The 22,989-nt window shown below is 32.1% G+C and carries 28 protein-coding genes and 5 tRNA genes; 24 read left to right on the top strand and 9 right to left on the bottom strand.

Translation table 11 applies throughout. The features are described from left to right. The first annotated feature begins 69 nt into the window (after positions 1–69). On the top strand, positions 70–1,779 hold the full coding sequence (oadA, locus tag MSM_RS04730; RefSeq protein ID WP_011954190.1) for a sodium-extruding oxaloacetate decarboxylase subunit alpha: 1,710 nt from the start codon (positions 70–72) through the stop codon (positions 1,777–1,779). 90 nt (positions 1,780–1,869) lie between these two features. Further along, on the top strand, positions 1,870–2,235 hold the full coding sequence (locus MSM_RS04725; protein ID WP_048058618.1) for a hypothetical protein: 366 nt from the start codon (positions 1,870–1,872) through the stop codon (positions 2,233–2,235). Here MSM_RS04725 and MSM_RS04720 read toward each other — a convergent pair. From MSM_RS04720 to larC, 3 genes are read right to left on the bottom strand one after another with little or no spacing between them, the layout of a single operon-like run. After that, positions 2,232–2,723, bottom strand: coding sequence for an HD domain-containing protein (locus MSM_RS04720; protein ID WP_011954188.1), 492 nt, complete (start codon positions 2,721–2,723; stop codon positions 2,232–2,234). The genes MSM_RS04725 and MSM_RS04720 overlap by 4 nt on opposite strands. Beyond that, positions 2,716–3,399 (bottom strand): 7-cyano-7-deazaguanine synthase QueC, encoded by a 684-nt coding sequence (gene queC, locus MSM_RS04715; RefSeq protein WP_011954187.1) that lies wholly within the window; start codon positions 3,397–3,399, stop codon positions 2,716–2,718. The genes MSM_RS04720 and queC overlap by 8 nt, the downstream gene beginning before the upstream one ends. Beyond that, entirely contained in the window at positions 3,389–4,570 is a 1,182-nt protein-coding gene (gene larC / locus MSM_RS04710) for a nickel pincer cofactor biosynthesis protein LarC (protein WP_048058617.1), read from the bottom strand. The genes queC and larC overlap by 11 nt, the downstream gene beginning before the upstream one ends. Before the next feature lie 101 nt (positions 4,571–4,671). Between larC and MSM_RS04705 the strand changes: the two genes are divergently transcribed. From MSM_RS04705 to MSM_RS04695, 3 genes are read left to right on the top strand one after another with little or no spacing between them, the layout of a single operon-like run. Further along, positions 4,672–5,772 (top strand): phosphatidylglycerophosphatase A, encoded by a 1,101-nt coding sequence (locus MSM_RS04705; RefSeq protein WP_011954185.1) that lies wholly within the window; start codon positions 4,672–4,674, stop codon positions 5,770–5,772. A 7-nt stretch (positions 5,773–5,779) separates the two neighbouring features. Then, positions 5,780–6,553 (top strand): adenosylcobinamide-GDP ribazoletransferase, encoded by a 774-nt coding sequence (gene cobS / locus MSM_RS04700; RefSeq protein WP_011954184.1) that lies wholly within the window; start codon positions 5,780–5,782, stop codon positions 6,551–6,553. A 6-nt stretch (positions 6,554–6,559) separates the two neighbouring features. Continuing rightward, a complete protein-coding gene (locus tag MSM_RS04695; RefSeq protein WP_011954183.1) occupies positions 6,560–7,102 on the top strand; it encodes an RNA methyltransferase in 543 nt (180 codons plus the stop codon). A gap of 2 nt (positions 7,103–7,104) precedes the next feature. On the opposite strand, the gene MSM_RS04690 is transcribed toward MSM_RS04695, so the two are convergent. Next, positions 7,105–8,199: a DUF763 domain-containing protein gene (locus MSM_RS04690; RefSeq protein WP_011954182.1), complete on the bottom strand. Its 1,095-nt coding sequence runs from the start codon at positions 8,197–8,199 to the stop codon at positions 7,105–7,107. A 164-nt stretch (positions 8,200–8,363) separates the two neighbouring features. Here MSM_RS04690 and MSM_RS04685 point away from each other — a divergent pair, with 164 nt between their 5' ends. Next, on the top strand, positions 8,364–9,095 hold the full coding sequence (locus MSM_RS04685) for a peptidylprolyl isomerase (protein WP_004033004.1): 732 nt from the start codon (positions 8,364–8,366) through the stop codon (positions 9,093–9,095). A gap of 8 nt (positions 9,096–9,103) precedes the next feature. On the opposite strand, the gene MSM_RS04680 is transcribed toward MSM_RS04685, so the two are convergent. Further along, the gene (locus tag MSM_RS04680; RefSeq protein WP_011954181.1) at positions 9,104–9,595 is read right to left on the bottom strand and encodes a fumarate hydratase C-terminal domain-containing protein; all 492 of its coding nucleotides are present in this window, start codon (positions 9,593–9,595) and stop codon (positions 9,104–9,106) included. Between the two features lie 243 nt (positions 9,596–9,838). Between MSM_RS04680 and MSM_RS04675 the strand changes: the two genes are divergently transcribed. Genes MSM_RS04675 through MSM_RS04650 form a run of 6 tightly spaced genes read left to right on the top strand, consistent with a single transcriptional unit; the run spans position 9,839 to position 14,403 of the window. Then, the gene (locus tag MSM_RS04675) at positions 9,839–10,048 is read left to right on the top strand and encodes a 4Fe-4S binding protein (protein ID WP_011954180.1); all 210 of its coding nucleotides are present in this window, start codon (positions 9,839–9,841) and stop codon (positions 10,046–10,048) included. A gap of 11 nt (positions 10,049–10,059) precedes the next feature. After that, complete coding sequence (locus MSM_RS04670; RefSeq protein WP_004033007.1) at positions 10,060–11,187, top strand: 2-oxoacid:acceptor oxidoreductase subunit alpha; 1,128 nt, start codon at positions 10,060–10,062, stop codon at positions 11,185–11,187. Further along, positions 11,188–12,060, top strand: coding sequence for a 2-oxoacid:ferredoxin oxidoreductase subunit beta (locus MSM_RS04665; protein WP_011954179.1), 873 nt, complete (start codon positions 11,188–11,190; stop codon positions 12,058–12,060). Positions 12,061–12,073: 13 nt separating this feature from the next. After that, positions 12,074–12,616: a 2-oxoacid:ferredoxin oxidoreductase subunit gamma gene (locus MSM_RS04660; RefSeq protein WP_011954178.1), complete on the top strand. Its 543-nt coding sequence runs from the start codon at positions 12,074–12,076 to the stop codon at positions 12,614–12,616. 12 nt (positions 12,617–12,628) lie between these two features. Next, complete coding sequence (gene sucC / locus MSM_RS04655) at positions 12,629–13,744, top strand: ADP-forming succinate--CoA ligase subunit beta (protein ID WP_011954177.1); 1,116 nt, start codon at positions 12,629–12,631, stop codon at positions 13,742–13,744. Further along, positions 13,741–14,403, top strand: coding sequence for a flavodoxin family protein (locus MSM_RS04650; RefSeq protein WP_011954176.1), 663 nt, complete (start codon positions 13,741–13,743; stop codon positions 14,401–14,403). The genes sucC and MSM_RS04650 overlap by 4 nt, the downstream gene beginning before the upstream one ends. On the opposite strand, the gene twy1 is transcribed toward MSM_RS04650, so the two are convergent. Further along, positions 14,378–15,292: a 4-demethylwyosine synthase TYW1 gene (gene twy1, locus MSM_RS04645; RefSeq protein WP_011954175.1), complete on the bottom strand. Its 915-nt coding sequence runs from the start codon at positions 15,290–15,292 to the stop codon at positions 14,378–14,380. The two genes, MSM_RS04650 and twy1, sit on opposite strands and share 26 nt — an antisense overlap. Positions 15,293–15,443: 151 nt before the next feature. Between twy1 and MSM_RS04640 the strand changes: the two genes are divergently transcribed. Further along, positions 15,444–16,052 (top strand): Ig-like domain repeat protein, encoded by a 609-nt coding sequence (locus MSM_RS04640; protein WP_011954174.1) that lies wholly within the window; start codon positions 15,444–15,446, stop codon positions 16,050–16,052. Between the two features lie 21 nt (positions 16,053–16,073). Here MSM_RS04640 and MSM_RS04635 read toward each other — a convergent pair whose 3' ends face one another. Continuing rightward, the gene (locus MSM_RS04635; protein WP_048058616.1) at positions 16,074–16,412 is read right to left on the bottom strand and encodes a hypothetical protein; all 339 of its coding nucleotides are present in this window, start codon (positions 16,410–16,412) and stop codon (positions 16,074–16,076) included. A gap of 130 nt (positions 16,413–16,542) precedes the next feature. On the opposite strand from MSM_RS04635, the gene tpiA reads away from it, so the two are divergent. Both tpiA and MSM_RS04625 read left to right on the top strand, forming a co-directional pair. Beyond that, complete coding sequence (gene tpiA / locus MSM_RS04630; RefSeq protein WP_011954172.1) at positions 16,543–17,211, top strand: triose-phosphate isomerase; 669 nt, start codon at positions 16,543–16,545, stop codon at positions 17,209–17,211. A 45-nt stretch (positions 17,212–17,256) separates the two neighbouring features. Next, entirely contained in the window at positions 17,257–18,489 is a 1,233-nt protein-coding gene (locus MSM_RS04625; RefSeq protein ID WP_011954171.1) for a phosphoglycerate kinase, read from the top strand. Here the strand turns inward: MSM_RS04625 and thiE are convergent. Further along, the gene (gene thiE / locus MSM_RS04620; protein WP_011954170.1) at positions 18,486–19,115 is read right to left on the bottom strand and encodes a thiamine phosphate synthase; all 630 of its coding nucleotides are present in this window, start codon (positions 19,113–19,115) and stop codon (positions 18,486–18,488) included. The genes MSM_RS04625 and thiE overlap by 4 nt on opposite strands. Next, the gene (thiM, locus tag MSM_RS04615; protein ID WP_011954169.1) at positions 19,112–19,975 is read right to left on the bottom strand and encodes a hydroxyethylthiazole kinase; all 864 of its coding nucleotides are present in this window, start codon (positions 19,973–19,975) and stop codon (positions 19,112–19,114) included. Before thiM ends, thiE begins: the two co-directional genes overlap by 4 nt. Before the next feature lie 408 nt (positions 19,976–20,383). Between thiM and MSM_RS04610 the strand changes: the two genes are divergently transcribed. From MSM_RS04610 to MSM_RS04570, 9 genes are all read left to right on the top strand, one after another. Next, positions 20,384–20,575: a hypothetical protein gene (locus MSM_RS04610; protein ID WP_011954168.1), complete on the top strand. Its 192-nt coding sequence runs from the start codon at positions 20,384–20,386 to the stop codon at positions 20,573–20,575. A gap of 14 nt (positions 20,576–20,589) precedes the next feature. Beyond that, positions 20,590–21,240 (top strand): tetratricopeptide repeat protein, encoded by a 651-nt coding sequence (locus MSM_RS04605; protein ID WP_011954167.1) that lies wholly within the window; start codon positions 20,590–20,592, stop codon positions 21,238–21,240. A gap of 244 nt (positions 21,241–21,484) precedes the next feature. Further along, a complete protein-coding gene (locus MSM_RS04600; protein WP_011954166.1) occupies positions 21,485–21,757 on the top strand; it encodes a hypothetical protein in 273 nt (90 codons plus the stop codon). A 113-nt stretch (positions 21,758–21,870) separates the two neighbouring features. Then, a tRNA-Thr gene (locus MSM_RS04595) sits at positions 21,871–21,944 on the top strand. Between the two features lie 136 nt (positions 21,945–22,080). Beyond that, a tRNA-Pro gene (locus tag MSM_RS04590) sits at positions 22,081–22,155 on the top strand. Positions 22,156–22,164: 9 nt separating this feature from the next. Then, positions 22,165–22,238, top strand: a tRNA-Tyr gene (locus MSM_RS04585). A gap of 144 nt (positions 22,239–22,382) precedes the next feature. Further along, positions 22,383–22,454 (top strand) — tRNA-Asp (locus MSM_RS04580). 25 nt (positions 22,455–22,479) lie between these two features. Next, positions 22,480–22,553 (top strand) — tRNA-Lys (locus MSM_RS04575). A 46-nt stretch (positions 22,554–22,599) separates the two neighbouring features. Further along, positions 22,600–22,833 carry a DNA-directed RNA polymerase subunit H gene (locus tag MSM_RS04570; protein WP_004033020.1) on the top strand — a complete coding sequence of 78 codons (234 nt, stop codon included), beginning with the start codon at positions 22,600–22,602 and terminating at the stop codon, positions 22,831–22,833. Positions 22,834–22,989 lie beyond the last annotated feature (156 nt).

Below are 22,989 nucleotides of genomic sequence, written 5' to 3'. Positions count from 1 at the left end.
ATATAATATTTGGTATAATTTATTCTACTTATCGATTTATAAAAAACAATTAATGAGAGGTGTTAATCTATGACTAAAGTAAGATTTACCGAAACTGCACTTCGTGATGCTCACCAATCCTTACTTGCAACTAGGATGAGAACCAGGGATATGATTCCTATTGCTGAAGAAATGGATAAAATAGGTTTTTTCTCTGTTGAAGCATGGGGTGGAGCTACTTTTGATACATGTATAAGATATTTAAACGAAGACCCATGGGAAAGGTTAAGAAGCTTAAAATCTGAATTTACTAAAACTCCAATTCAGATGTTAATTAGGGGACAAAATTTAGTAGGATATAAACATTATCCTGATGACATTGTTACAAAATTTGTAGAAAAATCCTATGAAAATGGTGTTGACATATTTAGAGTTTTTGATGCTTTAAATGATGTTCGTAACATGAAACAAACAATTAAAGTTGCTAAAGATCAAGGAGCTCATGTACAAGGGACTATAAGTTATACTTTAAGTCCTGTTCATACTTTAGATGATTTTGTGGATTTAGCTAAAGAACTTGAAGCTCTTGACTGTGATTCAGTATCTATTAAAGATATGGCTGGTTTAATAACTCCTTCAGCAGCTTATGAATTAGTAAGCAGATTAAAAGAAGAAACTGATTTATTGGTTGATTTGCATTGTCACTGTACTAGTGGAATGACTCAAATCAGTTATTATGCAGCTTGTCAGGCAGGTGTAGATGTTTTAGACACAGCTATTTCCCCACTTTCCGGAGGAACAAGCCAGCCGCCTACTGAAAGTATGGTTGCTGCATTACAGGGAACTCCTTATGATACTGAATTGGATTTAAAATCATTAACCGCTATTAAGAAATACTTTGATCAAATTAAAGAAAAATATTTGGCTTTAATTGATCCTATTGCTGAAAGTATTGATACTGATGTTTTAATGTATCAAATCCCTGGAGGAATGCTTTCAAACTTAATTTCACAGCTTAAAGAACAAAATGCTTTAGATAGATATAATGATGTACTTGATGAAATGCCTCGTGTAAGAAAAGACATGGGTTACCCACCTCTTGTAACTCCAACTAGTCAAATTGTAGGTATCCAGGCTGTAATGAATGTATTAGGTGGAGAAAGGTACAAAACAGTTTCCAATGAAGTAAAAGAATATATGAAAGGTTTCTATGGTAAACCTCCTGCACCAGTTAATGCTAAAATAGCTAATAAAATTATTGGTGATGAAGAAGTTATTACCTGCAGGCCTGCAGATTTACTTGAAGATGAATTTGACAAATATAAAACAGAAGGGGAACAAAAAGGTTTTGTCAAATCTGATGAAGATGCACTTACTTATGCCTTATATCCATCAATCGCTCCAAAATTCCTTAAAGGAGAAGCAGTTGAAGAAGAACTTAAAAGTGTTGCTCTTCCAAGCGATAATGAAATTGGAATTCCAACTCAATATAATGTTGAAGTTGACGGAGACGTATATGAAGTTAAAATCATGCCTACCGGATTTATGGAAGTTGAAGAAACTGAAAAAGGACCATTCACTCCTGTTGAAGGTGGATTAATTTCAACTATGCAGGGTATGGTTATTAAACTTACCGTAAATGTTGGGGATAAAGTAACTAAAGGATCAACTGTGGCGGTCATTGAAGCTATGAAAATGGAAAATGATATTCAGGCTGAAGAAGACGGTGTTGTAAAAGAAATCTTTGTAGAAGCTGGAGATGCAGTTAATTCCGGTGATATTCTAATGGTTATTGAATAGGATAACCATTTAATTTTTTTTCTTTTATAAGTTCACTAAATAAGAATATTTATATACTTAATGAGAAATAATCTTATTTGATGATGTGTTTTGGATAAGAGGTTAATTGTGGGAATTGCAATAGCTGCCGTAATTTTAATTGTTGCAGTATTTGCAATTATAAATTATGATAATGATAAAATAATAATTAATGGTAATTTTAACCTTGTTGGAGATTCTCAAATAGATTGGAATGATACAACACAGGAATGCAGTGTGTTTCAGAATTTTGCTTCCAATGATGGCGGAAGCTATGATGTTTTAAAAGTTACATTGGCATTCTATAAGGACGGTAAATTAATTGGAACTAATGATACAGTAGTAACTGGTGACAGTTTTAAAGATTTTAGTGTGAATACCACTACAAAACTTCCTCAAAAGCCAGACGGATTTACTTTCGACATCCATACAATTTAGGGAGAAATATCAAATATCTCTCTGCAAAATTCTTTTCCTGTTTTTGTTTTAAAAATATTTTCATAAACCTTTTTTATATCTTCCTTGGAAGTGTTTTCTTCTTCAAAATTAACTAATAAGTCAGCTTCAATTAGTATTTGGTAATCTAGCCCTGAAACATTAATGTATGTGTGGTGGTGTCCTATTAAAAACAGTATCCTATTGATGTTTTTATAATCCAGGTTTTCCAATATTTCTCTTGCAACTGCATGCCCTTCTTTTTCCTGTAATTTTCCTTCAGTTGAATTATATTTTTTCTCACAAACTTTAATTCCAATATCATGTAAAATAGCAGCACTTTCCAAATTAAATAAATCATATTCATTAACTTTTTCCAAAATAGCTATTGTTTTTGCATAATTGTGGACTTTAAGTGCATGGCTTATTCTTTTTGCATCTCCATGATTATATGCAATCATTTTTTGAATTAATGGTGCTATTCTATTCATTGTACTCACTTGGATCTTTAACGTCGGCTAACTTAAAAGCTCTTTTTCTTCTCATGCAGCTTTCACAAACACCGCAATGTTTTTCATGTCCTGTATAGCAGGAATAACTTAATTCCATAGGAGCTTTAATTTCATCTCCTAGTTTTACAATTTCATCTTTGTTCAAGTCAATGGCAGGTGCTTTAATTTCAATATTTTGCGGTGATCCCACATTTAGCATATTGTTGAAACTTTCTAAAAATTCTTTGGAGTTGTCTGGAAATGTTGCAGCTTCTTCTTTGTCCCATCCAACAATTATTATTTCAGCACCTATACTTTCAGCATATGATGTGGCTATGGATGTAAATACAATATTTCTTCCCGGAACCCAAACGCTGCTTGCTGTGTCTTCACATATGTCTAAATCATCCAATTCTTCATGGGTTAAAGTTGGAATTTCATTATCACTTGTAAGTGATGAATTGCTTATTTTATTAAGCCAAGGCAAGTCAATAACTTCGTGGGTAAAACCCATTTTTTTACAGATTTCTTCGGATGCTTTCAATTCCTGTTTAAAACTTTTCTGACCGTAATTGAAAGTTATTCCATGAATTTCATAGTCTTCGGCATAAACACATGTTGCTACACAGGAGTCCAGTCCTCCAGATAAAACTGTTATTGCTTTTTTAGTCATCATAATTCCCTACTATTTTTTTTACTTCTATTAAAGGTATATCTGTTTTATTGGCTATTTTTAACAAATCTTCATACTCCGGTCTGCCGGAAATAATTTCTCCGTTTACATATGCAACCTTAAAGGTTACATCAAAGATGTTTCCGTTAATTTCAACGGATTTTTTAATGAATTCTCTTTTAGCTATTCCTCTATGTAAATTTGGAGATATTCTAATACCTAATGTACCTATTTCTTTAAACATCACATCAATTAAATGATTTCTTTTGCTGCGGTTAGCTATTACTTTTAAAAGGCTTCCCTGTCTGTTTTTCTTCATTATAATTGGAGTAACTGACACGTCAGAGGCTCCTTCGTCAAGTAATTTGTCAAATAAATAACCTATTTCTTCACCGGTTAAATGGTCAATATTTGTTTCAATAACATCTATCCTATCGCTTTCAGTTATTTCTTTAGTTTTAATTATTCTTAATACATTAGGGAAATCAAAATCTTTTTTTCCTGCACCATAAGCTATTTTTGAGGTTTTACATTGTGGAATAAATTTTTTAAATTCACTGCATAGTTCAGCATAAATTGCACAGCCTGTAGGTGTAGCCAGTTCACTCTCAACAGGTCCTCCGATACAGTTTATATCTTTTAGAATTTCCAGCACTGCAGGTGCTGGAACAGGCAATATTCCGTGTGTTGTTTTAATTCGGCCACCGCCTAAAGCTACAGGCAGTCCGATTACTTCTTCTTTGTCTAAATTTAAACTGTAGAATCCATAAACTGATCCGATAACATCTGCTACTGCATCACTTGATCCAACTTCATGAAAATGAATTTCATCTAAGCTTTCACCATGAACTTTTGATTCTGCAATAGCTATTCTTTTAAAAATATTTTTAGAAGTTTCCTTTACTTTTTCATCCAGTTCCAAATTGTCAATTTTGGATATTAAATCTTTATAGTGGATGTGTTTATTTTCACTTAGTAATTCTACATTACAGTAAGTTGAATCAATTCCGCATTTGTTTACTTTATTAAAGCTCACTTTCACTTTTCCAAATTGGGAGGTAACTGATTCCATAATTTCTTTAAGTTCTTTAGGATTGGCTCCCAAATCAACTAAAGCACCTATAATCATATTTCCAGCTATTCCTCCGGTTTGTGGGTCGATAATAAGTGTCATGATTTTTCCCCTATATTTCTTATTTATTTTCATTATTAAAAAATTTATATTAAGAATTACTATATACCATATACTACATATAAATAATAACAGGTTAAATCATGGAAAATACTAATTTGAATATTATCACTAAAGATTATGGGATATGTATTAATAATTCTGATTATTTTCTAGCATTTAGCGACTTTACTGTTAGTGATGGTATTGACATTGTTGAAAATGTCAATATTTTAAAAAGTAAAGATGATTTTGAGAAAACTGCTAAAAAAGCAGAAGCTTTCAACCATTCTGAAGGATCATATATTGCACAGGCAGTTAATTCAATTGATTATTTTTCAAATACTTATGGGGATTTAACATTATTTACTTTTATGGCTAATGATGTGGTTATTGAAGATTTCACTGAAAATCTTAAAGTAGCCAATTCTCCTAAAGGTTTCGCAGATGCCAGAATTGATATAAATCATGTTTTATATATTAATAAAACTTTATCTCCTGGAATGTTGTTAAAAATTTATAAAACTGTTGTTAAAGCTAAAGCAGAGTTTTTACGTGGTCTTTGCCTACCGTTACATATAGAAAATATTTTAAATAAAAATGATTTTCTGGCAGTGCTTTGTAATGTGGCTCAAACTAGCTTAATTGATGAAAACAGTGTGGATATTATAAATAATCAATATGAAGATGACCAGCTGATTTTTGAAGAGTTGGCTACTTCAATTGAGGAAGCAGTTATAATCAGCTGTGAAGACGCAATAGAAAAGCTTGAATTGTCTTTTGGAATATTGGATTACTTTGTATCTGAAGGTATTTTGTTAGGGGATTTGGTGGAAGCAGGATTGGCACTTGTTGCAGGTGTGGAAGTTACTGAAGAAATTTCAGAAAAACTTGAGGCACAAATCTTAAAATCATTATGTGATATTAATGTTATTGCTTTGTTGATGGCAGCTATCAGGACGGAAGCTGATTTTACCGGTGGAAGAATAAGGGAAGTTGATGTAAGTGATGATCCGGCATATCTCTACACTGATGAAGTGTTGGGATTAGCTATTTCTAATCAGATTGCGGGAACTAAAGCAACATTTAACTTTAAACGCTATGATGAAGCAAAACCTGGAATTATTGGTGGTTTAGGACCTATGGTAGATGACATATTTGCCGGTTTAATTGCGGGATGTATGTCAAAAATTTTTGAGGAGTAGATAAAATATGGAAAATAATGAACATGAAAGATTTTCACCAATCAAATCTCTGTTAGGACTTTTGTCTTTTTCAACTATTATTCCAGTTAAACAGTATACTTCAATAGAATATATGACAAGGTTGGTTTGGTGCTGGCCTTTCATTCATTTAGTTGTAGGTATTTTAGCAGCTGTGTTTGGAATAGTTTGTGCAGATGTGTTGCATTTAAATCCATTTTTCACAGCAGCACTTATTTATGCATTTTTAATGTTAATAACAGGATATAATCATTTGGATGGTGTAATGGACATGGCAGATGGAGTCATGGTTCATGGTGACCCCCAAAGAAAAATAAGTGTAATGAAAGATTCATCAGTAGGTGCTGGTGGAGTTGCAACTTTATTTTTAGTAGCTATTTTAACAATCGCAGGACTTTACAATGTTTTGGATTATGAATGTATAGCTGCAATAATCATTTGTGAAATGGTATCTAAATCTTCAATTTTAACAACAGCTTTGCTTTCAACTCCTTCGGATCAGGGTATTGGATGTTACTTTATTTATTCAACCAATATATTGAATTATATACTTTCTACAGTTATTGTAGCAGTTATTGCTTATTTGGTTGGTGATGTTGTTGGAGTTATAGGTTTGGCTGGAGCTATTGTTGCAGGAGCTTTAATAGCATTTATTGCTAAACGCAATTTTGTTATAGCTAATGGTGATGTTTTGGGAATGTCTAATGAAGTTGGAAGGCTGATGGCATTGTTATTTATGTCAGTGGCTTTGTTCTTTTTATGAAGTGATATGATGAATGTAAATGTTTTAAGATTGGACCATAGAATTGGAAGAGATACACGTATAACCACTCATGTATGTTTGACTTCTAGAGCTTTTGGAGCTAGTAAAATCTATTTAAGTGGTGAAGAAGACCATAAACTTATGGAAAATGTTAGAGACACTGCTGATAGGTGGGGAGGAAATTTTGAAATTGAATATGCTAAAAATTATATGGGTGTTATTAACAAATGGAAAGACAATGGTGGAAAAGTAGTTCACTTAACAATGTATGGCTCTCAGGCTCATGAAATTGTTAGTGAAGTTCAGAAATCCAGTGCTGACATTTTGATTGTTGTTGGTGGGGCTAAAGTTCCTGGAAAAGTATATAAAAGTGCCGATTGGAATGTTTCAGTAACTACACAACCTCACTCTGAAGTTTCTTCTCTTGCTGTTTTCCAGCATTTGCTTATGGACGGTAAGGAATTTGATTTGGAGTTTGAAAATCCTGTATTTGAAGTTATTCCAACAGCGCATGGTAAAAATGTTAATATTCATGATGAAAACAGATAATATTAGCTAATAAAGTCATCTAACCTTTTGATGGCTTTAATTTTTTCATCTTTTTTTAATTTGGCTTGGTCAATAGCATCTCTCATTGTGTTTATTGAATTGTCATAAACTTTTTTATCAACGGGGTATGGAAATCCGTCTTTTCCACCGTGGGTAAAGCTATATTTTACAGGATCTTCCCAGCTTGCGCTTTCTCCAAAAACCAAATCAGATATTAAAGCCAGTGCTCTTATTTTTTTGGGACCAATTCCTTTAAGTAAAATTAATTCCTCATAGTTTTCTGGCTGTATTTCCCAGGCATTTTTAAGAACTTCAAATTCCTTATCTGAAATATCCATATCTAAAACCGGATGGTGGGAGGGCATTGTAAAATCTGTTAATAGCATCTGATTATCTTTTCTTTTAAAATAGCTACGCAAATGCTCAGGATTATCATTAATTAAGTCAACACTGATATTTTGAGCTTCCTTACTTTTCTTGTCAGTCATGTTTAGTGATTCAGGATTTTTAACGTCACATGAAATTGCACTATGGGGATCTTCCAAAAAATCGATTGCAGTATCGCTCATCCAGTGATAACGTCTGGCATATTTGTTTTCGGTGTTTAATCCTTGTTGAACAACAGCCCAGTCTCCTTTTTCTGTAATGAAAAAATTATGCTGGTATAGGGTGTATCCGTCTTGAATGCAGGAGTTATCTACTTTGGCAGATAATTTGCTTCCTTTTACCATTTCTTCGACAGTTTTTGTTTTTAAATTGAATATTTCTCCGGCTCGTTGTATTCCTTCTGGAGTTTTACGGGATTTTTCTCCTTTGCCTCCGCTAAGATATAATCCATGTTCTTCGGGTTTAATAGATTGTTTTAGAGCTCCGAGAGTTGTTGTAGTTGTTCCTGAGGAGTGCCAGTCAAAGCCTAATACGCAGGAAAATGACTGAAACCAGTATGGATTTGATATTCTATTTAAAAACTCGTGAGGTCCGTATTCATCAAGAATAACTTCTGTAATTGCACAGGACAGTTTCACCATTCTTGAAAACAGCCATTTTGGCGGATGGCCTCCGTGAAGTGGTAAATTGACAGATCCCTTTTTTTGCATAATTTATATTTTTAATTTTAAGTGTATTAATAAGTTTTATAAGAGCAGTTGTTAAGTAATGTTAATGATTCATGAAAACATTAATAAACTATTATTTATAAAATTAATAAATGTTATAATGTTAACATAGTTTACACATTAAAATTTATTTAGGAGCGTTTATTATGGCTATTAATAACGGAGATTTTGTAAGATTAAATTTTACTGGAAAAATTAAAGAAAACGATGAAATATTTGATACTACTTTTGAAGATGTAGCTAAAGAAGCAGGTTTATTTGATGAAAACAAAGAATACAAACCTATTCCAATTATTGTAGGTGGAAATCATTTATTACCTGCTATTGAAGAAGCTATTGTTGGATTAGAAGCAGGCGATTCCAAAACTATCGAAATTGATAGTGAAAATGCTTTCGGACCTAGAAACAAACAATTAATTCAATTAATCCCAATGAAAGAATTCAAAAGACAAGGTATGACTCCTGTACCGGGTATGAAAATTACTTCTGAAGGAAGCACTGGTAAAATCTTAACTGTTAACGGTGGAAGAGTAAAAGTGGACTTCAACCATGAATTAGCAGGTAAAGATTTAATTTTTGATGTTGATGTTACTGAAATCATTGACAATGACGAAGACAAAATTAAAAGTATGATTGAGTTACATTACGCAGCTCCTAATATGGATATTAACAAAACCGTAATTGATATTGACGGGGATGTTGTAAACATAACTTTAGATGATGTTGCTAAATTCGATCAAAAATCTTACATGGATGTAACCTTTGCTAGATTCAGAATAGCTAAAGACATCTGGGAAAACATGGACTTTGAAAAAGTCAACTTTGTTGATTCCTTCGAGAAAAAACAAGAAGAAGATGAAGAAGAAGCAGAAGAATAATTCTTCTTCTAAATACTTTTTCCATGGGCAATAGCTACTATTCCAGGGATATTTTCTACTTTTAATTTATATAAAGCTTCAATGCCTTCATTTTCAAAAGCAACACACTCTTTTTCTAAAACATTGTTTGTAAGCAGTGCGGCTACAGGTGGAGTTATTACGAAAATGGAATTGTTTTTATTTAAAGCTTTTTTTGTTTCGTCATTTAACATTCCTTTGCCGATATGGATTTTAACACCATTTTCACTTAAAAAAGGAATTGTGGATTCTATTTCTTCTTTATTGCTTGTTGTTGGAGCTATTCCGGCATCACTAACTGCAGTATGCATTATAGCTATTCCATTTGTATTGATGGGAGTTTTTCCTTTTTTTATCAGTTCTACAAGTTGCGGCAGTGCAGCATCCCTTCCGGTATACATTACTCCGGAGAGTAAAATTTTGTCTCCAATTTGAAGTTCACTTATTTCTTCATCGCTTATCGGTGTTTTTATTTTTTTCATATTTCTCACAATTTTATAATTTTAAACAAGTTAATGCTTTTAAATTTTGTTTTTGTTCAAATTTTACTTTAAAATTTCTTAATTAACACTTGTTTGTTTAATTATTAATCTGTTTTTACTGTATACTTTTATTTTTTATTTTCCTATAAATTATCATGATTTATAATAAACTTTTTAAATGTATTAAAACATATATAATACATAATCTATTTTAATTTATTATAATTTTTTAGGAGATTGTGAATGATTATTATTGACGAAAATTTATGCAAAGGGTGTCACCTTTGTTTATATATGTGTCCGCAGAATGTTTACGCAATATCTTCTGAACCTAATAAAAAAAGCGTACAATTGCCGTATGTTAATTTTGGAGATAGGTGTGACAAATGTGGTAAATGTGAAATAGCTTGTCCTGATCAGGCTATCACAGTAAATGATTTAGAGGGTGAATAGGAGGATTTATCATGTCAGAAGAATTTTTTATTCAAGGAAATGAAGCATGTGCAAAAGGTGCATTGAAGGCAGGTTGCAGATTTTTTGCAGGTTATCCTATTACTCCATCTACTGAAGTAGCTGAAACTTTAGCTCGTGAACTTCCAAAAGTCGGGGGAGCTTTTGTTCAAATGGAAGATGAAATTGCATCAGCAGGCGCTATTATTGGTGGTTCATGGGGAGGATCCAAATCTATGACTGCAACTTCAGGACCGGGTATTTCTTTAATGCAGGAAAATATAGGTTATGCATTTATTTCAGAGACTCCAATTGTTATTGTTAATGTTCAAAGAGGTTCTCCATCTACTGGTCAGCCAACAATGGCTGCTCAGGCTGATATGATGCAGGCCCGTTGGGGATCTCACGGAGACTATGAACCGATAGCTTTATCTCCATCCAGTGTTCAGGAATTTTTTGATTTCACTATAAAAGCTTTTAACTTAGCTGAACAGTACAGAACTCCAGTATTTGTTTTAGCTGATGAAGTTATTGGACACATGAGGGAAAAAATCGTTGTTGAAGATGATATTGAAGTTATTTCCAGAGAAATGCCTGAAGATAAAGATGACTTCCTGCCATTTAAAAATTCAGAAAGTGTTAATCCGATGCCTTCTTTTGGAGCAGGTTTCAATATACATGTAACAGGTTTAACTCATGATGAAAGAGGTTATCCGGATACTAACTCTCCGGAAACTCATCAAACTCTTGTTAAACGTTTATGCAATAAAGTGTTAAAAAATAAAGATAAAATTTGTTCTATCCAGACTGAAAATTGTGAAGATGCAGATATTGTTATAGTATCTTATGGTGCTCCGGTTAGGTCTGTTATAACTGCTACTAAAGAAGCCAGAGCTAATGGCAAAAAAGTAGGTTATATTAAAATTGATACTCCATGGCCGTTCCCAGATGAACAAATAAAACAATTAACTAAAAATGCAAATGATGTTTTAGTTGTTGAAATGAATTTAGGTCAAATGTATTATGAAGTAGATAGGGCAGTTAACGCTACAGCTAATACTCATCTTTTAGGTGTTATTGGAGGATTATTGCCAACTCCTGAAGAAATTTTATCAAAAATTGAAGAGATTGGAGGAAACTAAATGTCAGTCGAAAAAGATCCTAATGGAAACAAATTTATTCCTTATATGAGAGAAGACAGGCTTCCTCATATCTTTTGTCCGGGTTGTGGAAATGGTAGTATTATGAATGCTTTTTTCAAAGGAATGGAAGAAGCTGAAATGGATTTTGATAATATAGCTATGGTTTCAGGTATTGGATGTTCTTCAAGAGTTCCGGGTTATGTTAAATGTGATTCATTACACACAACTCACGGAAGAGCACTTAGTTTTGCAACTGGTTTAAAAGTGTCCAACTCTGATTTGGATATTGTTGTATTTACCGGAGACGGTGATGCCGCTTCCATTGGAGGTAATCATTTAATCCATGCAGCTAGAAGAAACATTAATTTAACTGTTATTTGTATTAACAACAATATTTATGGAATGACTGGTGGTCAGATTAGTCCAACTTCTCCAAAAGGCAGTTTTGGAACAACTGCACCTTATGGAAATGGTGATTATCCATTTAAATTAGCAGAACTTGTTGCAGCTGCTGGTGCAACTTATGCAGCAAGATGGACAACTGTTCAGGTTGATGAACTGGTAGATTCTATTAAAACAGCTCTAAAAAATCCAGGATTTTCATTTATTGAAGTTGTTTCCCAATGTCCAACTTATTATGGTCGTAAAAACAATCTCAAAACCCCAACAGCTATGGCAGTAACTATGAAAATAAATACATTGTCAAAAGAAGATGCTGAAGGTATGAGTGATGATGAATTAATCGGAAAAATTGTCACTGGTGAATTTGCCAATAAATCAAGACCGGAATTTAGTGAAAATATTGAAAAATTAAGCGAAGACAAATCAGGTAGCAGAACTCTTGTTAATTCTGCATATGAATCAGATTTATAAACTGGAGGATAATATGAGAAAAGAATTAAGAATCGGCGGGTTTGGAGGACAAGGAGTAATTCTTGCAGGAATTATTTTAGGAAAAGCTGCTTGTCTTTTTGATAAAAATGAAGCAGTTCAAACCCAGTCTTATGGTCCTGAAGCTCGTGGGGGAGCTTCCAAATGTGAAGTTGTTATTAGTGATGAAAAAATTGATTATCCTAAAGTTCAAAGTCCTGATATTTTAGTAGCAATGTCTCATGAAGCATTACTTAAATATATTGTTGATTTAAAGGATAATGGAATTTTAATTGTTGATCCTGGAACAACAACTATCGAAGATGTTCAGGATTTTATTGATGAACATAATATTAAAGTTTATAATGCTCCGGCAACCAAAACCGCAATGGATGATATTGGTCTTAAAATTGTAGCTAATATTGTTATGGTTGGAGCTATTACAAAAATTACAGGAGTTATATCTAAAGATGCGGCTATTGAATCAATTAAAGCTAGTGTTCCTGCAGGAACTGAAGATAAAAACATAGCTGCTTTTGAAGCAGGATATAATTTCTAATTAGGTGTTATAATGAAATTTTTCGAATATATGGCAAAAAGAATTTTTAACGAGGAAGGAATTCCAATTTTAGAAGGGCATGTTGCCAATTCTGCTGAAGAAGCAACATCTATTGCATCAGATATGGGTGTACCTGTTGCAATAAAATCTCAAGTATTAGTTGGTGGTAGAGGTAAAGCCGGAGGTATTAAATTTGCAGATAACTCTGGTGAAGCATACAAAGTTGCTGATTCATTGATTGGTAATACAATTAATGGTGAAAGAGTACATCAGCTTTTAATTGAGAAAAAAGCAAACATTATTAAAGAATTTTTCTTAAGTATATCCATTGACAGAGCCAATAAAAAACCGGTTATTATGGTAAGTAATGAAGGTGGGGTTGAAATTGAAAATTTAGCTAAAACAAATCCTGAAAAGATAATTAAATATCATCCAAATCCTTTAATTGAATTTTTACCATATGAATCCCGTGAAATAGCTCGTAAAATGGGTGTTCCATCAGAGTTAATATCTCCGATGGGTGATGTAATATACAAATTATATAAATTATTTGAGAAATATGATGCAGAAACCGCTGAAATCAATCCATTGGTATTGACTGACGAAGGATTAATAGCTGCTGATGCAAAATTCGTTGTGGAAAATGACTCATTATACAGACATCCTGATTTGGTAAAACTTGCACGTTATAAGAAAAAAGCAGTAGATTTCGTTAAATTAGATGGGGATATTGCAGTTATCGGTAATGGTGCAGGTTTAACATTGACAGGTATGGACATGATTAAATTCCACGGTGGAGAACCTGCTACTTTCTTAGATATCGGTGGGGGAGCTTCAGAAGAAAGTATTAAAAAATCCCTTAACATAGTACTAAATTATGAACCAGTTAAAGTAGTATTTTTAAATGTTTTAGGAGGAATTACTAAAGCAGATGATGTTGCTCATGGTGTTGTTGATGCTATTAAGGAATCCAAAAGCTTAGTATCAATTGTAATTAGGTTAACCGGTACTAATGAGGAAGAAGGTCAAAGAATACTTGAAGAAGCAGGAATTCCATATGAAATTTCAATGGAAAAAGCAGCTAAAAAAGCTGTTGAGCTTTGTAATAAAATTAAGGCTGAAGAATGAAATTTTTTGCCATAAATGGTAGTCACAGAAAAGATGGAAATACTGCTCAGCTTTTAGAAAAAGCTTTGGAAGGAATAAAATCAGTTTGCAGTGATGCTGAAATTGAATCAGTTAATTTATATGATGTTCCTTTTAATGGCTGCAAAAGCTGTTTTGCATGTAAAAAGATTAATGGTCGTCATTATGGAAAATGTGTTTATAAAGATGACTTTAAACCAATTTTGGAAGAAATTGTTCAGGCAGACGGTGTAATACTGGGATCTCCAGTTTACTTTGGTGATGTAAGTGGGGTAATGAGGTGCTTTTTAGAGCGTTTTATCTTTCCATTCTTTGTTTATGATGAGGATATGACTAGCTTAGCTCCAAAAAAGATGGCTATTGGATGTATTTACACTATGAATCTTGATGAGGAAACTGCAAGACAATTTGGCTACCATGATTTATTCGATAAAAATGAATTTGTTTTGGAAAAGATGTTTACAAAACCGTTTCATCTTTATTCCTACGACACCTATCAGTTTGATTATTCAAAGTATAAAATGGATCTTTTTACTGAAGATGAAAAATTAAAAACACGTAAAATGCAGTTTCCGATTGATTTGGAAAATGCATTTAAATTAGGAGAAAAAATAGCTATTGAAGCAAAACAACGCGGCTGACTTCAGATTCGTTAACTATTTTTTTACCGCAATTTTCTCCTATTTTTTGGGCAAAACTTTTGACTTCATCAAATGTTGGCATATTGTCAGGGGTTAATCTGTGTCTTGATGATCCCACACACATGTATGCTTTTATTTCTACAAAATCTGGGCTGGCTTTTTTAATCAGTTCAGCATACTTTTCAGGATTAGTCATATTTCTTCCCTTAACGCATGTTGTTCTTATGCATGTACGGGAGTTAAAACTAGCTAGTGTATCAAGTGATTGGTTTAAATTATCCCAGCCTTCACTAATTTGAGGTCGGCAAACATCATTATATATTTTCTTTGTAGGAGCATCTAAGGAAAGATACAGCTGGTAAGGTTCATTTTCTAAGTTTTTTAATTTGTCTACGCACTGACCATTGCTGACAACAAATGTTGTGAAATTACGGCGATTAAATTCAGCTATTAATTCATCAATTTCAGGATATAACATCGGTTCTCCAGCCAGTGAAATAGCTGCATTTGTAGGAGTTTTGGATTCTTCTAATTTTTCTTTATTTGCTTTATCATTTCCAAAAAAACCGCAAAGTAAATTATTTTGAGCTTTAACAGCTTCATCAATTATGGTTTTCGGATCATCGTATTCTCCTTCCCATTGGGTTTGGGTATATGACAAATCTCTCCAGCAAAACTCACATTTTTGCTGACAGTTAGGTACTGCAGGAGCCATTTGAAGACATCTGTGACTTTCAATACCATAAAATTTCTCTTTATAACAAACTCCCTTATCTAAGATACTTTGTTTGGTCCAGTGACATATTTTAGCAGCTGCATGATTGTGGCTGCCAACAAATCTGTATCCGCTTGACTCTAATTTTTCTACTTGTTTTTTATTTAATGACATATTTTTAAAAATCCTTAATGCTATGAATTTATTTAGGGTATTATACTAATTTAATATTTTGTTTGTTGACTAACTTTTTAATTCATGTATATCAAAAAGTATTGTTTGAAAAAAGTTATGTTTTAATAATTATTTAACCATATTATTTATTATGGATAATAAAATTTTAGTTCTTGTTTGTGCAGTTATACTAATTTTAGCAGTTATTGTTTCTGCTTTTGTTTTTATAAATCCGCAGGAAGAATCATCATTAACAATTACAAGTAATGCAACTTTATATGATGGAGATAATTGTACGGTTAAGCTAACTGATGAAAATGGTCTTGGAATATCTAATAAAACAGTTAATGTAACTTTAACTGATGAAAAAGGATTAAAATCTAATTTTAAATATATTACTGATAATGAAGGGTTAATTAGTTTTAATATAAGTGGTGTTGGTAATTATTCTATTAATTGTGTTTTTGATGGGGATGGGAACTATAAAAGTACTAATGTAACTCAAAATGTAAGTGTTATTAGTAATGTAGTTCAAGATGGAAATAATGGATTTAAAGATACATCTAATCAAAAATCATCTTCTTATTATGAAGATGATCATTTGTCCTGTGAACAATTAAAAGCCAAATATCCTGAAATGTCTGACGGCGAATTATTTGAGAGATTCGGTGAAAGAGGGGATAATGGAATAATGTATAATGGAAAACATGTATGGGAAGATAGGGGTGATGGAAGAACATATAGTGGACATCCTATTTAGCAGTCTCAATAATTTGAGCTGCTATTCGTCATAATATTCCCAGCTGTCTCCGTACCTGTCATCATAGTATGCATCATCGTAGTAGTAATCATCACCTATGGCATCATCATATGAGTTGTCGTAGTCATAAGAATAGCTGGTTGTAGTGTGGTGTATTGGACTTGGGGTATGGTGGTTATTTTCTTTTTTATCAGCACTGCTGTTTAGATAGCTGTCGCTGATGTTGGTTGTAGGTGGGAGATATTCATCACTTGAATTTAAAGTCTCCTCTTTAGTTGGGGTGTTTGATTCGTAAGCTGTAATGCTGAATAAGCATATAATTGCAGCTAAAACTATACAAAGTTTGGCTGCTTTGTTCATGTGTTTCATTTTATCTTGGAAAACATATATATTTTGTGTATATTTGGATATTATCCAAAAGTATTTTGGTTAAATTTAAATTATTTCAAATCAAAAATATTAATTAAATCAATGATTTGGGGAATTATTTATGAATACGCCAATTGTAATATTAAATTATAAAACTTATTTGGAATCTAGCGGGGAAAATGCATTGGAGTTAGCTCGTGCATTAAAAAGTGCTTCTGAAGAATCTGGTATAACTATGGTTGCAGCTCCACAAGCGGCAGATATTTATAGGATTCAGGATCAAATTTCTTTACCTATTTTTGCACAGCACATTGATCCAATTACTCCTGGAGGACATACAGGTTCTAATTTAATTGAAACTTTAATTGAAGCAGGTATAAGCGGTAGTTTAATTAACCACTCTGAAAATAGAATGAAACTGGCTGATATTGATGAAGTTATACAATTGTGTAAGCAAAATGATATTGAATCCTGTGTTTGTACAAACAATATTGCAACTAGTAAAGCAATAGCTACTTTCAGTCCCGATGCAGTAGCTGTAGAACCTCCGGAACTTATTGGTACAGGTATTCCAGTATCTCAGGCACAGCCTGAAGTTGTTGAAGACTCTGTTAAAGGAGTTAAATCAATCAACAAAAAAATCAAAGTCTTATGCGGTGCAGGAATATCAACTGGTGATGATATGAAAGCCGCAATGGATTTAGGTGCAGATGGAGTTTTATTAGCTTCAGGTATTGTTAAGGCTAAAAATCCTAAAGAAGCTTTACTTGATTTGGTTAGTAAATTATAAAAACTTGTATTTTTATAAATATCTATATTTAATATTTTGAGTGAAATGATGGCTGATAAATTTAATACAATTGATGACTTTGATGTTGAAAATAAAACTGTGCTGGTTAGAATTGATATTAATTCTCCGGTTGATCCTAGTTCTGGAATCATATTGGATGATACAAGATTAAAATTACATGCTAAAACAATTAAAGAATTGTCTAATAAAGGAGCTAAAGTTGTATTGCTTGCTCATCAAAGCCGTCCGGGTAAAAAAGATTTCACAGATTTGTCCCAGCATGCTAATGCATTATCTGACCTTTTGAATTTAAGAGTAAAGTACATAGACTCTATTTTTTCAAAAGCTGCAAAAGAAGCTATTAAACAGTTAAAACCTCATGAAATTCTTTTACTTGAAAATGTAAGGTTCTTTTCTGAAGAATCTTTATCCAGACCTGCTGAAGCTCAGGCAGAAACATTACTTGTTAGGCAACTGTCTCCTGTGATTGATTATTTTGTTAATGATGCATTTGCAGCAGCTCATAGATCTCAGGCATCTTTAGTAGGTTTTACTCTCAACACTCCTTCAGCTGCAGGCAGGGTAATGGAAAAAGAACTGACTGTAATTCAAAATGCACTGGATAATGTGGAACATCCCTGTGTATTCCTGCTTGGAGGAATGAAACCTGATGATTCAATAGATGTTATGGAAAATGTATTAAGTAACGGTACTGCAGATTCTATCTTAACAACAGGTATTGTAGGAAACATTGTTCTTTGGGCTGCAGGTGTGGATATCGGTGAGGTAAACAAGAATTTCATAATAAGCAAAGGATATGAATCAATGGTTTCTAAAGCTGAGGAACTTATTGAAAAATTCGGAAATAAAGTAAAATACCCTATTGATGTAGCTATTGAAAAAGATGGTGAAAGAAAGGATGTTGACTGTGGAGAAATTCCTAATGAATCTATTTTTGACATTGGTGTAAAAACAATCAGTTATTATGCAAAAATAATTCGTGATTCAAAAACAGTATTTGCAAACGGTCCTGCAGGTGTATTTGAAGACCCTAAATTTGCAATGGGCACTGAAGATTTGATTAATGCTATGGCTAAATCAAATGCATTTACACTGATTGGCGGAGGCCATATTGCTGCGGCTACTTCAGCTTTAGGTTATGAAGATCAAATGAGTCATTTAAGTAGTGGTGGCGGAGCTTGCATCAGTATGCTTGCAGGTAAAAAACTGGCTGCCGTTCAGGCATTAAGGGATTCAGCAAAAAATAGTAAAAATTAACTATTTTTCGCTTTAAATTCTTTTAATAAATTTTCACTAGCTATTTTTGGGTTTTTAGCTTCCATGATTGCACTAACAACAGATAATCCATCAATTCCGCAATCATTTAATTCATGTGCATTTTCCTGAGTGATTCCTCCAATAGCTACAACTGGAATATCAACAGATTTTACTATTTCTTTTAACTCTTTTTTAGGTACTGATGTTGCATCGTCTTTTGTATTTGTCGGATAAACTGCACCAACACCAATGTAATCTGCACTCTCCCTCTGAGCTTTTTTTGCTTCTTTGATATTTGCAGCAGATACTCCTAAAATTTTATCTTCACCAATCATTGACCTTGCTGTTTTTGCAGGCATGTCGCTTTGCCCAACATGCACGCCGTCAGCATCAATAGCTAGTGCAATATCAATTCTGTCGTTGATTATTAGAGGCACATTATATTTTTGTGTAATTTCCTTAACTTTCAAGGCCAGATTATAGAAGTCTAATGTTTCAGCTTTTTTTTCTCTAAGCTGAACTACACTAACTCCACCTTTTAGGGACTCTTCTATAATGTTTAAAAATTTTTCTTCATCTTCGCTGTTGTTGGTTACAAGATAAAGTGACAAGTCTAAGTTATTCATAATATCTCAATGTTGCTTTTGTTAATTAAAGTTTGACCATCTAATTTATACAAATAGTCAATTAAATATGCTCTGAAGCTTCCGGTTCCTGCATTTTCAGAATCTACTTTAGATCTTGCCTTTTCACCGGCTATTGTCATTAATAATGCTGCAACCATTGTTCCTTCAAGAGGGTTGGTTGCTCCAATACAGCTTCCTACAATTGATGACAACATACATCCGCTGCCTGTAATGTAGGGCATCATTTCATCACCATTGTCAATAGCTATTGTAGTTTCACCGTCGGATAATATGTCTATTGGTCCGCTGGCTAATATTACAGTATCTAATTTAGCTGCAAGTTTTGAAATAACATCTGCATTTTCATTTAAATTGTCTTGGGTTATGATGTCACTTTCAGATACGTCTACACCTTTTGCAGTATTTGATTCGGAAATTATTCCGGTTAATTTAGCTATTGTTTTTATTTCAGTTATGTTTCCTCGGATTGCAGCTAATTTATAATTTTCAATAATTTCTAAAGTTACTTTATTTCTTAATTGGCTTATTCCTACTCCGACAGGATCAAGAATAACTGGAGTGTTTATTTTATTTGCTTGAGCAGAACTGATTTTCATAGCTTCAACTTGCTCATGACTTAATTTTCCAATGTTTATTACTAAAGCATCAGCTATTGAAACAACTTCTGCTACTTCTTCAATATCTTCAGACATAATTGGGGAAGCACCAATAGCCAATACTGCATTTGCACAATCATTTACAGTTACAAAATTAGTTATACAGTGAGTTAAAGGGTTTTTACTTTTTACTTCATTTAATAATTCTGGTATTTTTTGAAGTAATTTTTCTTTATTTGTCATGATTTATAATTATAAATCTTTTAGTATTTAATATTTGATGTAAATATTTTTTGAATTAATTTTAATTTAGCTAGTGATTTTTTATTTTTAATTGAACAGTTGATATTATTTTTAAACCTTCTTTGTTTAATTTCATGATTTTTTGATTTTTTCTAATTTTTTTACAGCTAATTTTCTACAGCAACTATTTTTTTAAAGTTTTTATTTTATTTCCAGCATAATTTGAGATTTATTTTGTATTTAATATTATTAAAATGTTTTATATGGTGTAGGAAATTTGTAATTGTAGTTATTTAACTTTTAAATTAATATAAATATAAAATTTTTATTGTAAATAAATTGTTATTACTGAAAAATAATGTATTTAATATTAGTTTAACAATATAATTAATAATGGGGAGTATTGAAATGTCTAAAAGTTTGAAAGAAATATTATCTACTCCAATTAAAGATACTACTGTTAGTGAAATAAGACTGCAAGTGGTTGTTGGTCTTCCTTTACCTTTAATTTTTATAAATAAATTGTTTTTTGTACATTTAGAATTATATTTATATTTAATTCTTCAGTATTTAAATTTAGAATATTCTCATGTAATTTAATTTATGGTGTTTGGATGGATAAAGATGTAATTATTTTGTTGGTGAATGGATTTTGTGTTATTGTAACTGTATATTGTTTTGTTTCAGATTATTATGTGATTGCATTGGTAGGTATGGTTAGTAATTTTTTTCTTTCATTTTATAAATTAATATTTGGCCGTTATTTCTTTTCAATAGGGATTAAAGCTAAAAATAATAAAAATTATAAAAAAGCAATAAATTATTTTAATAAAGGTTTTCAGGTTTATCCTAGTTTTTCTGGATTTTTGGTTAATTTGGGATTGATATATTTTGATTTAAAAGATTATGAAAAAGCCATTGTATATTTTGATAAAGCAATTGATGGGGGAGATAATAATGATTGGCTTTATTTAAAAAGGTTTGAGGCATTTTATAATTTGGGCAGGTATTATTCTGCACGCATGTCTTTAAATGAAGATATTTTAAAAAATCCTACACCTAAATGGGTTATGCATGGCAAAGTAGCTATGATGATGCGTTTTAAGGGATATCCTTTCTATTTAATACATGATGGCCATGTTAAAGTTTCACGACCTTTTAATGTTGGAGGTTATAGGGCACATTATAAATTGAAAGAGCTTGCATATAATGAGCGCATGGTTTATTTTAGAAAATTTATTAAATGGAATCGTGGATGTGAATGATGTTAATATTTTTTTATTGGAATACTTAAATAGATGGAGATTTAAATTATTTTAGTAATTTGTTTAGTTTATAATCAGTATATATTGTTGGTGCAGTTTAATGGGTTTATATTTGGTTGTTATTTAGGTTAAAATTTGAGTTAATGTGTTGCATATATGTTATATGGTTCTTAGCAATTTTCTGTTATTATAAATGGATATTTTTTTAAGATTTGTGAATTAAATTGTGGGGGAGTGGATTTTAATGGAGTCTAAAGAGTTAATTGTAACTATGTTGTGTTATGTTGGTGTTTTATTGGAAATTTGTATTGAATACGTTATTAATCGTTGTCATTATTTCGGATGGTATGAATTGGGTTTTAATTGTTGTGTTTTTGCTATGGTTCTTATTGTTGTTTTAGTGGTATGTTGGATTTATTTTTTATTTGTAAAAGGATATACAAATAATTATATGGGGTTACTTCCGTGGGTATTTGTATTTTTTAGTATTTTGAAAAATATTTTTTTCCCTATATGAATTTTCATTATCTATAATTTTTGTATGTTATTTTGAAAGAGTCTTAATTAAGTATTAGAAAAGTATTTAAATAAGTTTATACAAAAGTTTATTTGTTATCTTAATTTCATCCTGCCTCGATAGCTCAGTCTGGTGGAGCGCGAGACTTGTAATCTCGTGGTCGCGGGTTCAATTCCCGTTCGGGGCTTTCTATTTTGTGTTTTTTAGTACACATATTATGGTTGCATTTTTTTTTAAAATCATGTAATCCATAACATTTATATACTATGAGGTATAAAATAGGTAATGTATGATGTATTGTTATGCATCATGTCTGTATTAGTGGGACCGTAGGGTAGCTTGGTCGATCCTTTGGGCTTTGGGAGCCTGAGACTCCGGTTCAAATCCGGGCGGTCCCATTTTTATGTCCCGCCTTAGCTCAATTTGGCAGAGCGTTGGACTGTAGATCCAAATGTTGCTGGTTCAAGTCCGGCAGGCGGGATTTGATTACTTTATTAAATTGATTATATTTGTGGTTATGGAAAATTAATTTTTCCGAAACCTTTATATATGATGTTAAATATAGTAATTAATGGTGTATGGTTAATACTGTTTGATTAGCTATACTGTATTTTAAGTATTTCCTGCCTTGGTGGTGTAGGGGCTATCATGTGGGCCTGTCGAGCCCGCGACTCGGGTTCAAATCCCGGCCAAGGCGCTTAATATTTAAATGTTGTATGTGAGGGCCCGTAGCTCAGTCTGGCAGAGCGCTTGGCTTTTAACCAAGCGGCCGCGGGTTCAATTCCCGTCGGGCCCGTTTTCTAATTTTATATTTTAACTTTTCTAGCTGGAGGAATTATATATTGACAATTAATATTCAAGAACATATGCTTGTACCTAAGCATGAAATAATGACTGATTCTGAAATTGAAGATTTAAAAAATAGTGCTGACTATGATATTGAAAATCTTCCTAGAATTAAAGTTGATGATCCTGTTGTAAAAGATATTGATGCTAAAGAAAATGATATTTTAAGAATTACTCGTGAAAGTGATACTGCAGGTACTTTTGTTACTTATCGTATTGTAAAAAGTTAGTTATAATGTTAGAATAGTAAAATTTAGTATAATAAGTTTATTTCTGTATTTTTTTATTGTTTTTTGGAAATTCATTATAATAAATTTGAACTTAGTTTGAGAGGAATTATCTTAATGGAGATAGTTAGGAGTAAATTAAGAATAATAATCAAATGA

The sequence above is a fragment of the Methanobrevibacter smithii ATCC 35061 genome (genome assembly GCF_000016525.1).
Lineage (GTDB): Archaea > Methanobacteriota > Methanobacteria > Methanobacteriales > Methanobacteriaceae > Methanocatella > Methanocatella smithii.
The sequence above is the reverse complement of the archived record's forward strand: the minus strand, read 5'-3'. Positions and strand labels throughout refer to the sequence as shown.

Coding starts and splice junctions, on each gene's coding strand:
- oadA (WP_011954190.1), top strand. CDS start 70: ATGACTAAAGTAAGATTTACCGAAACTGCACTTCGTGATGCTCACCAA.
- MSM_RS04720 (WP_011954188.1), bottom strand. CDS start 2,723: ATGAATAGAATAGCACCATTAATTCAAAAAATGATTGCATATAATCAT.
- queC (WP_011954187.1), bottom strand. CDS start 3,399: ATGATGACTAAAAAAGCAATAACAGTTTTATCTGGAGGACTGGACTCC.
- larC (WP_048058617.1), bottom strand. CDS start 4,570: ATGACACTTATTATCGACCCACAAACCGGAGGAATAGCTGGAAATATG.
- MSM_RS04705 (WP_011954185.1), top strand. CDS start 4,672: ATGGAAAATACTAATTTGAATATTATCACTAAAGATTATGGGATATGT.
- cobS (WP_011954184.1), top strand. CDS start 5,780: ATGGAAAATAATGAACATGAAAGATTTTCACCAATCAAATCTCTGTTA.
- MSM_RS04695 (WP_011954183.1), top strand. CDS start 6,560: ATGATGAATGTAAATGTTTTAAGATTGGACCATAGAATTGGAAGAGAT.
- MSM_RS04690 (WP_011954182.1), bottom strand. CDS start 8,199: ATGCAAAAAAAGGGATCTGTCAATTTACCACTTCACGGAGGCCATCCG.
- MSM_RS04685 (WP_004033004.1), top strand. CDS start 8,364: ATGGCTATTAATAACGGAGATTTTGTAAGATTAAATTTTACTGGAAAA.
- MSM_RS04680 (WP_011954181.1), bottom strand. CDS start 9,595: ATGAAAAAAATAAAAACACCGATAAGCGATGAAGAAATAAGTGAACTT.
- MSM_RS04675 (WP_011954180.1), top strand. CDS start 9,839: ATGATTATTATTGACGAAAATTTATGCAAAGGGTGTCACCTTTGTTTA.
- MSM_RS04670 (WP_004033007.1), top strand. CDS start 10,060: ATGTCAGAAGAATTTTTTATTCAAGGAAATGAAGCATGTGCAAAAGGT.
- MSM_RS04665 (WP_011954179.1), top strand. CDS start 11,188: ATGTCAGTCGAAAAAGATCCTAATGGAAACAAATTTATTCCTTATATG.
- MSM_RS04660 (WP_011954178.1), top strand. CDS start 12,074: ATGAGAAAAGAATTAAGAATCGGCGGGTTTGGAGGACAAGGAGTAATT.
- sucC (WP_011954177.1), top strand. CDS start 12,629: ATGAAATTTTTCGAATATATGGCAAAAAGAATTTTTAACGAGGAAGGA.
- MSM_RS04650 (WP_011954176.1), top strand. CDS start 13,741: ATGAAATTTTTTGCCATAAATGGTAGTCACAGAAAAGATGGAAATACT.
- twy1 (WP_011954175.1), bottom strand. CDS start 15,292: ATGTCATTAAATAAAAAACAAGTAGAAAAATTAGAGTCAAGCGGATAC.
- MSM_RS04640 (WP_011954174.1), top strand. CDS start 15,444: ATGGATAATAAAATTTTAGTTCTTGTTTGTGCAGTTATACTAATTTTA.
- MSM_RS04635 (WP_048058616.1), bottom strand. CDS start 16,412: ATGAACAAAGCAGCCAAACTTTGTATAGTTTTAGCTGCAATTATATGC.
- tpiA (WP_011954172.1), top strand. CDS start 16,543: ATGAATACGCCAATTGTAATATTAAATTATAAAACTTATTTGGAATCT.
- MSM_RS04625 (WP_011954171.1), top strand. CDS start 17,257: ATGATGGCTGATAAATTTAATACAATTGATGACTTTGATGTTGAAAAT.
- thiE (WP_011954170.1), bottom strand. CDS start 19,115: ATGAATAACTTAGACTTGTCACTTTATCTTGTAACCAACAACAGCGAA.
- thiM (WP_011954169.1), bottom strand. CDS start 19,975: ATGACAAATAAAGAAAAATTACTTCAAAAAATACCAGAATTATTAAAT.
- MSM_RS04610 (WP_011954168.1), top strand. CDS start 20,384: ATGTCTAAAAGTTTGAAAGAAATATTATCTACTCCAATTAAAGATACT.
- MSM_RS04605 (WP_011954167.1), top strand. CDS start 20,590: ATGGATAAAGATGTAATTATTTTGTTGGTGAATGGATTTTGTGTTATT.
- MSM_RS04600 (WP_011954166.1), top strand. CDS start 21,485: ATGGAGTCTAAAGAGTTAATTGTAACTATGTTGTGTTATGTTGGTGTT.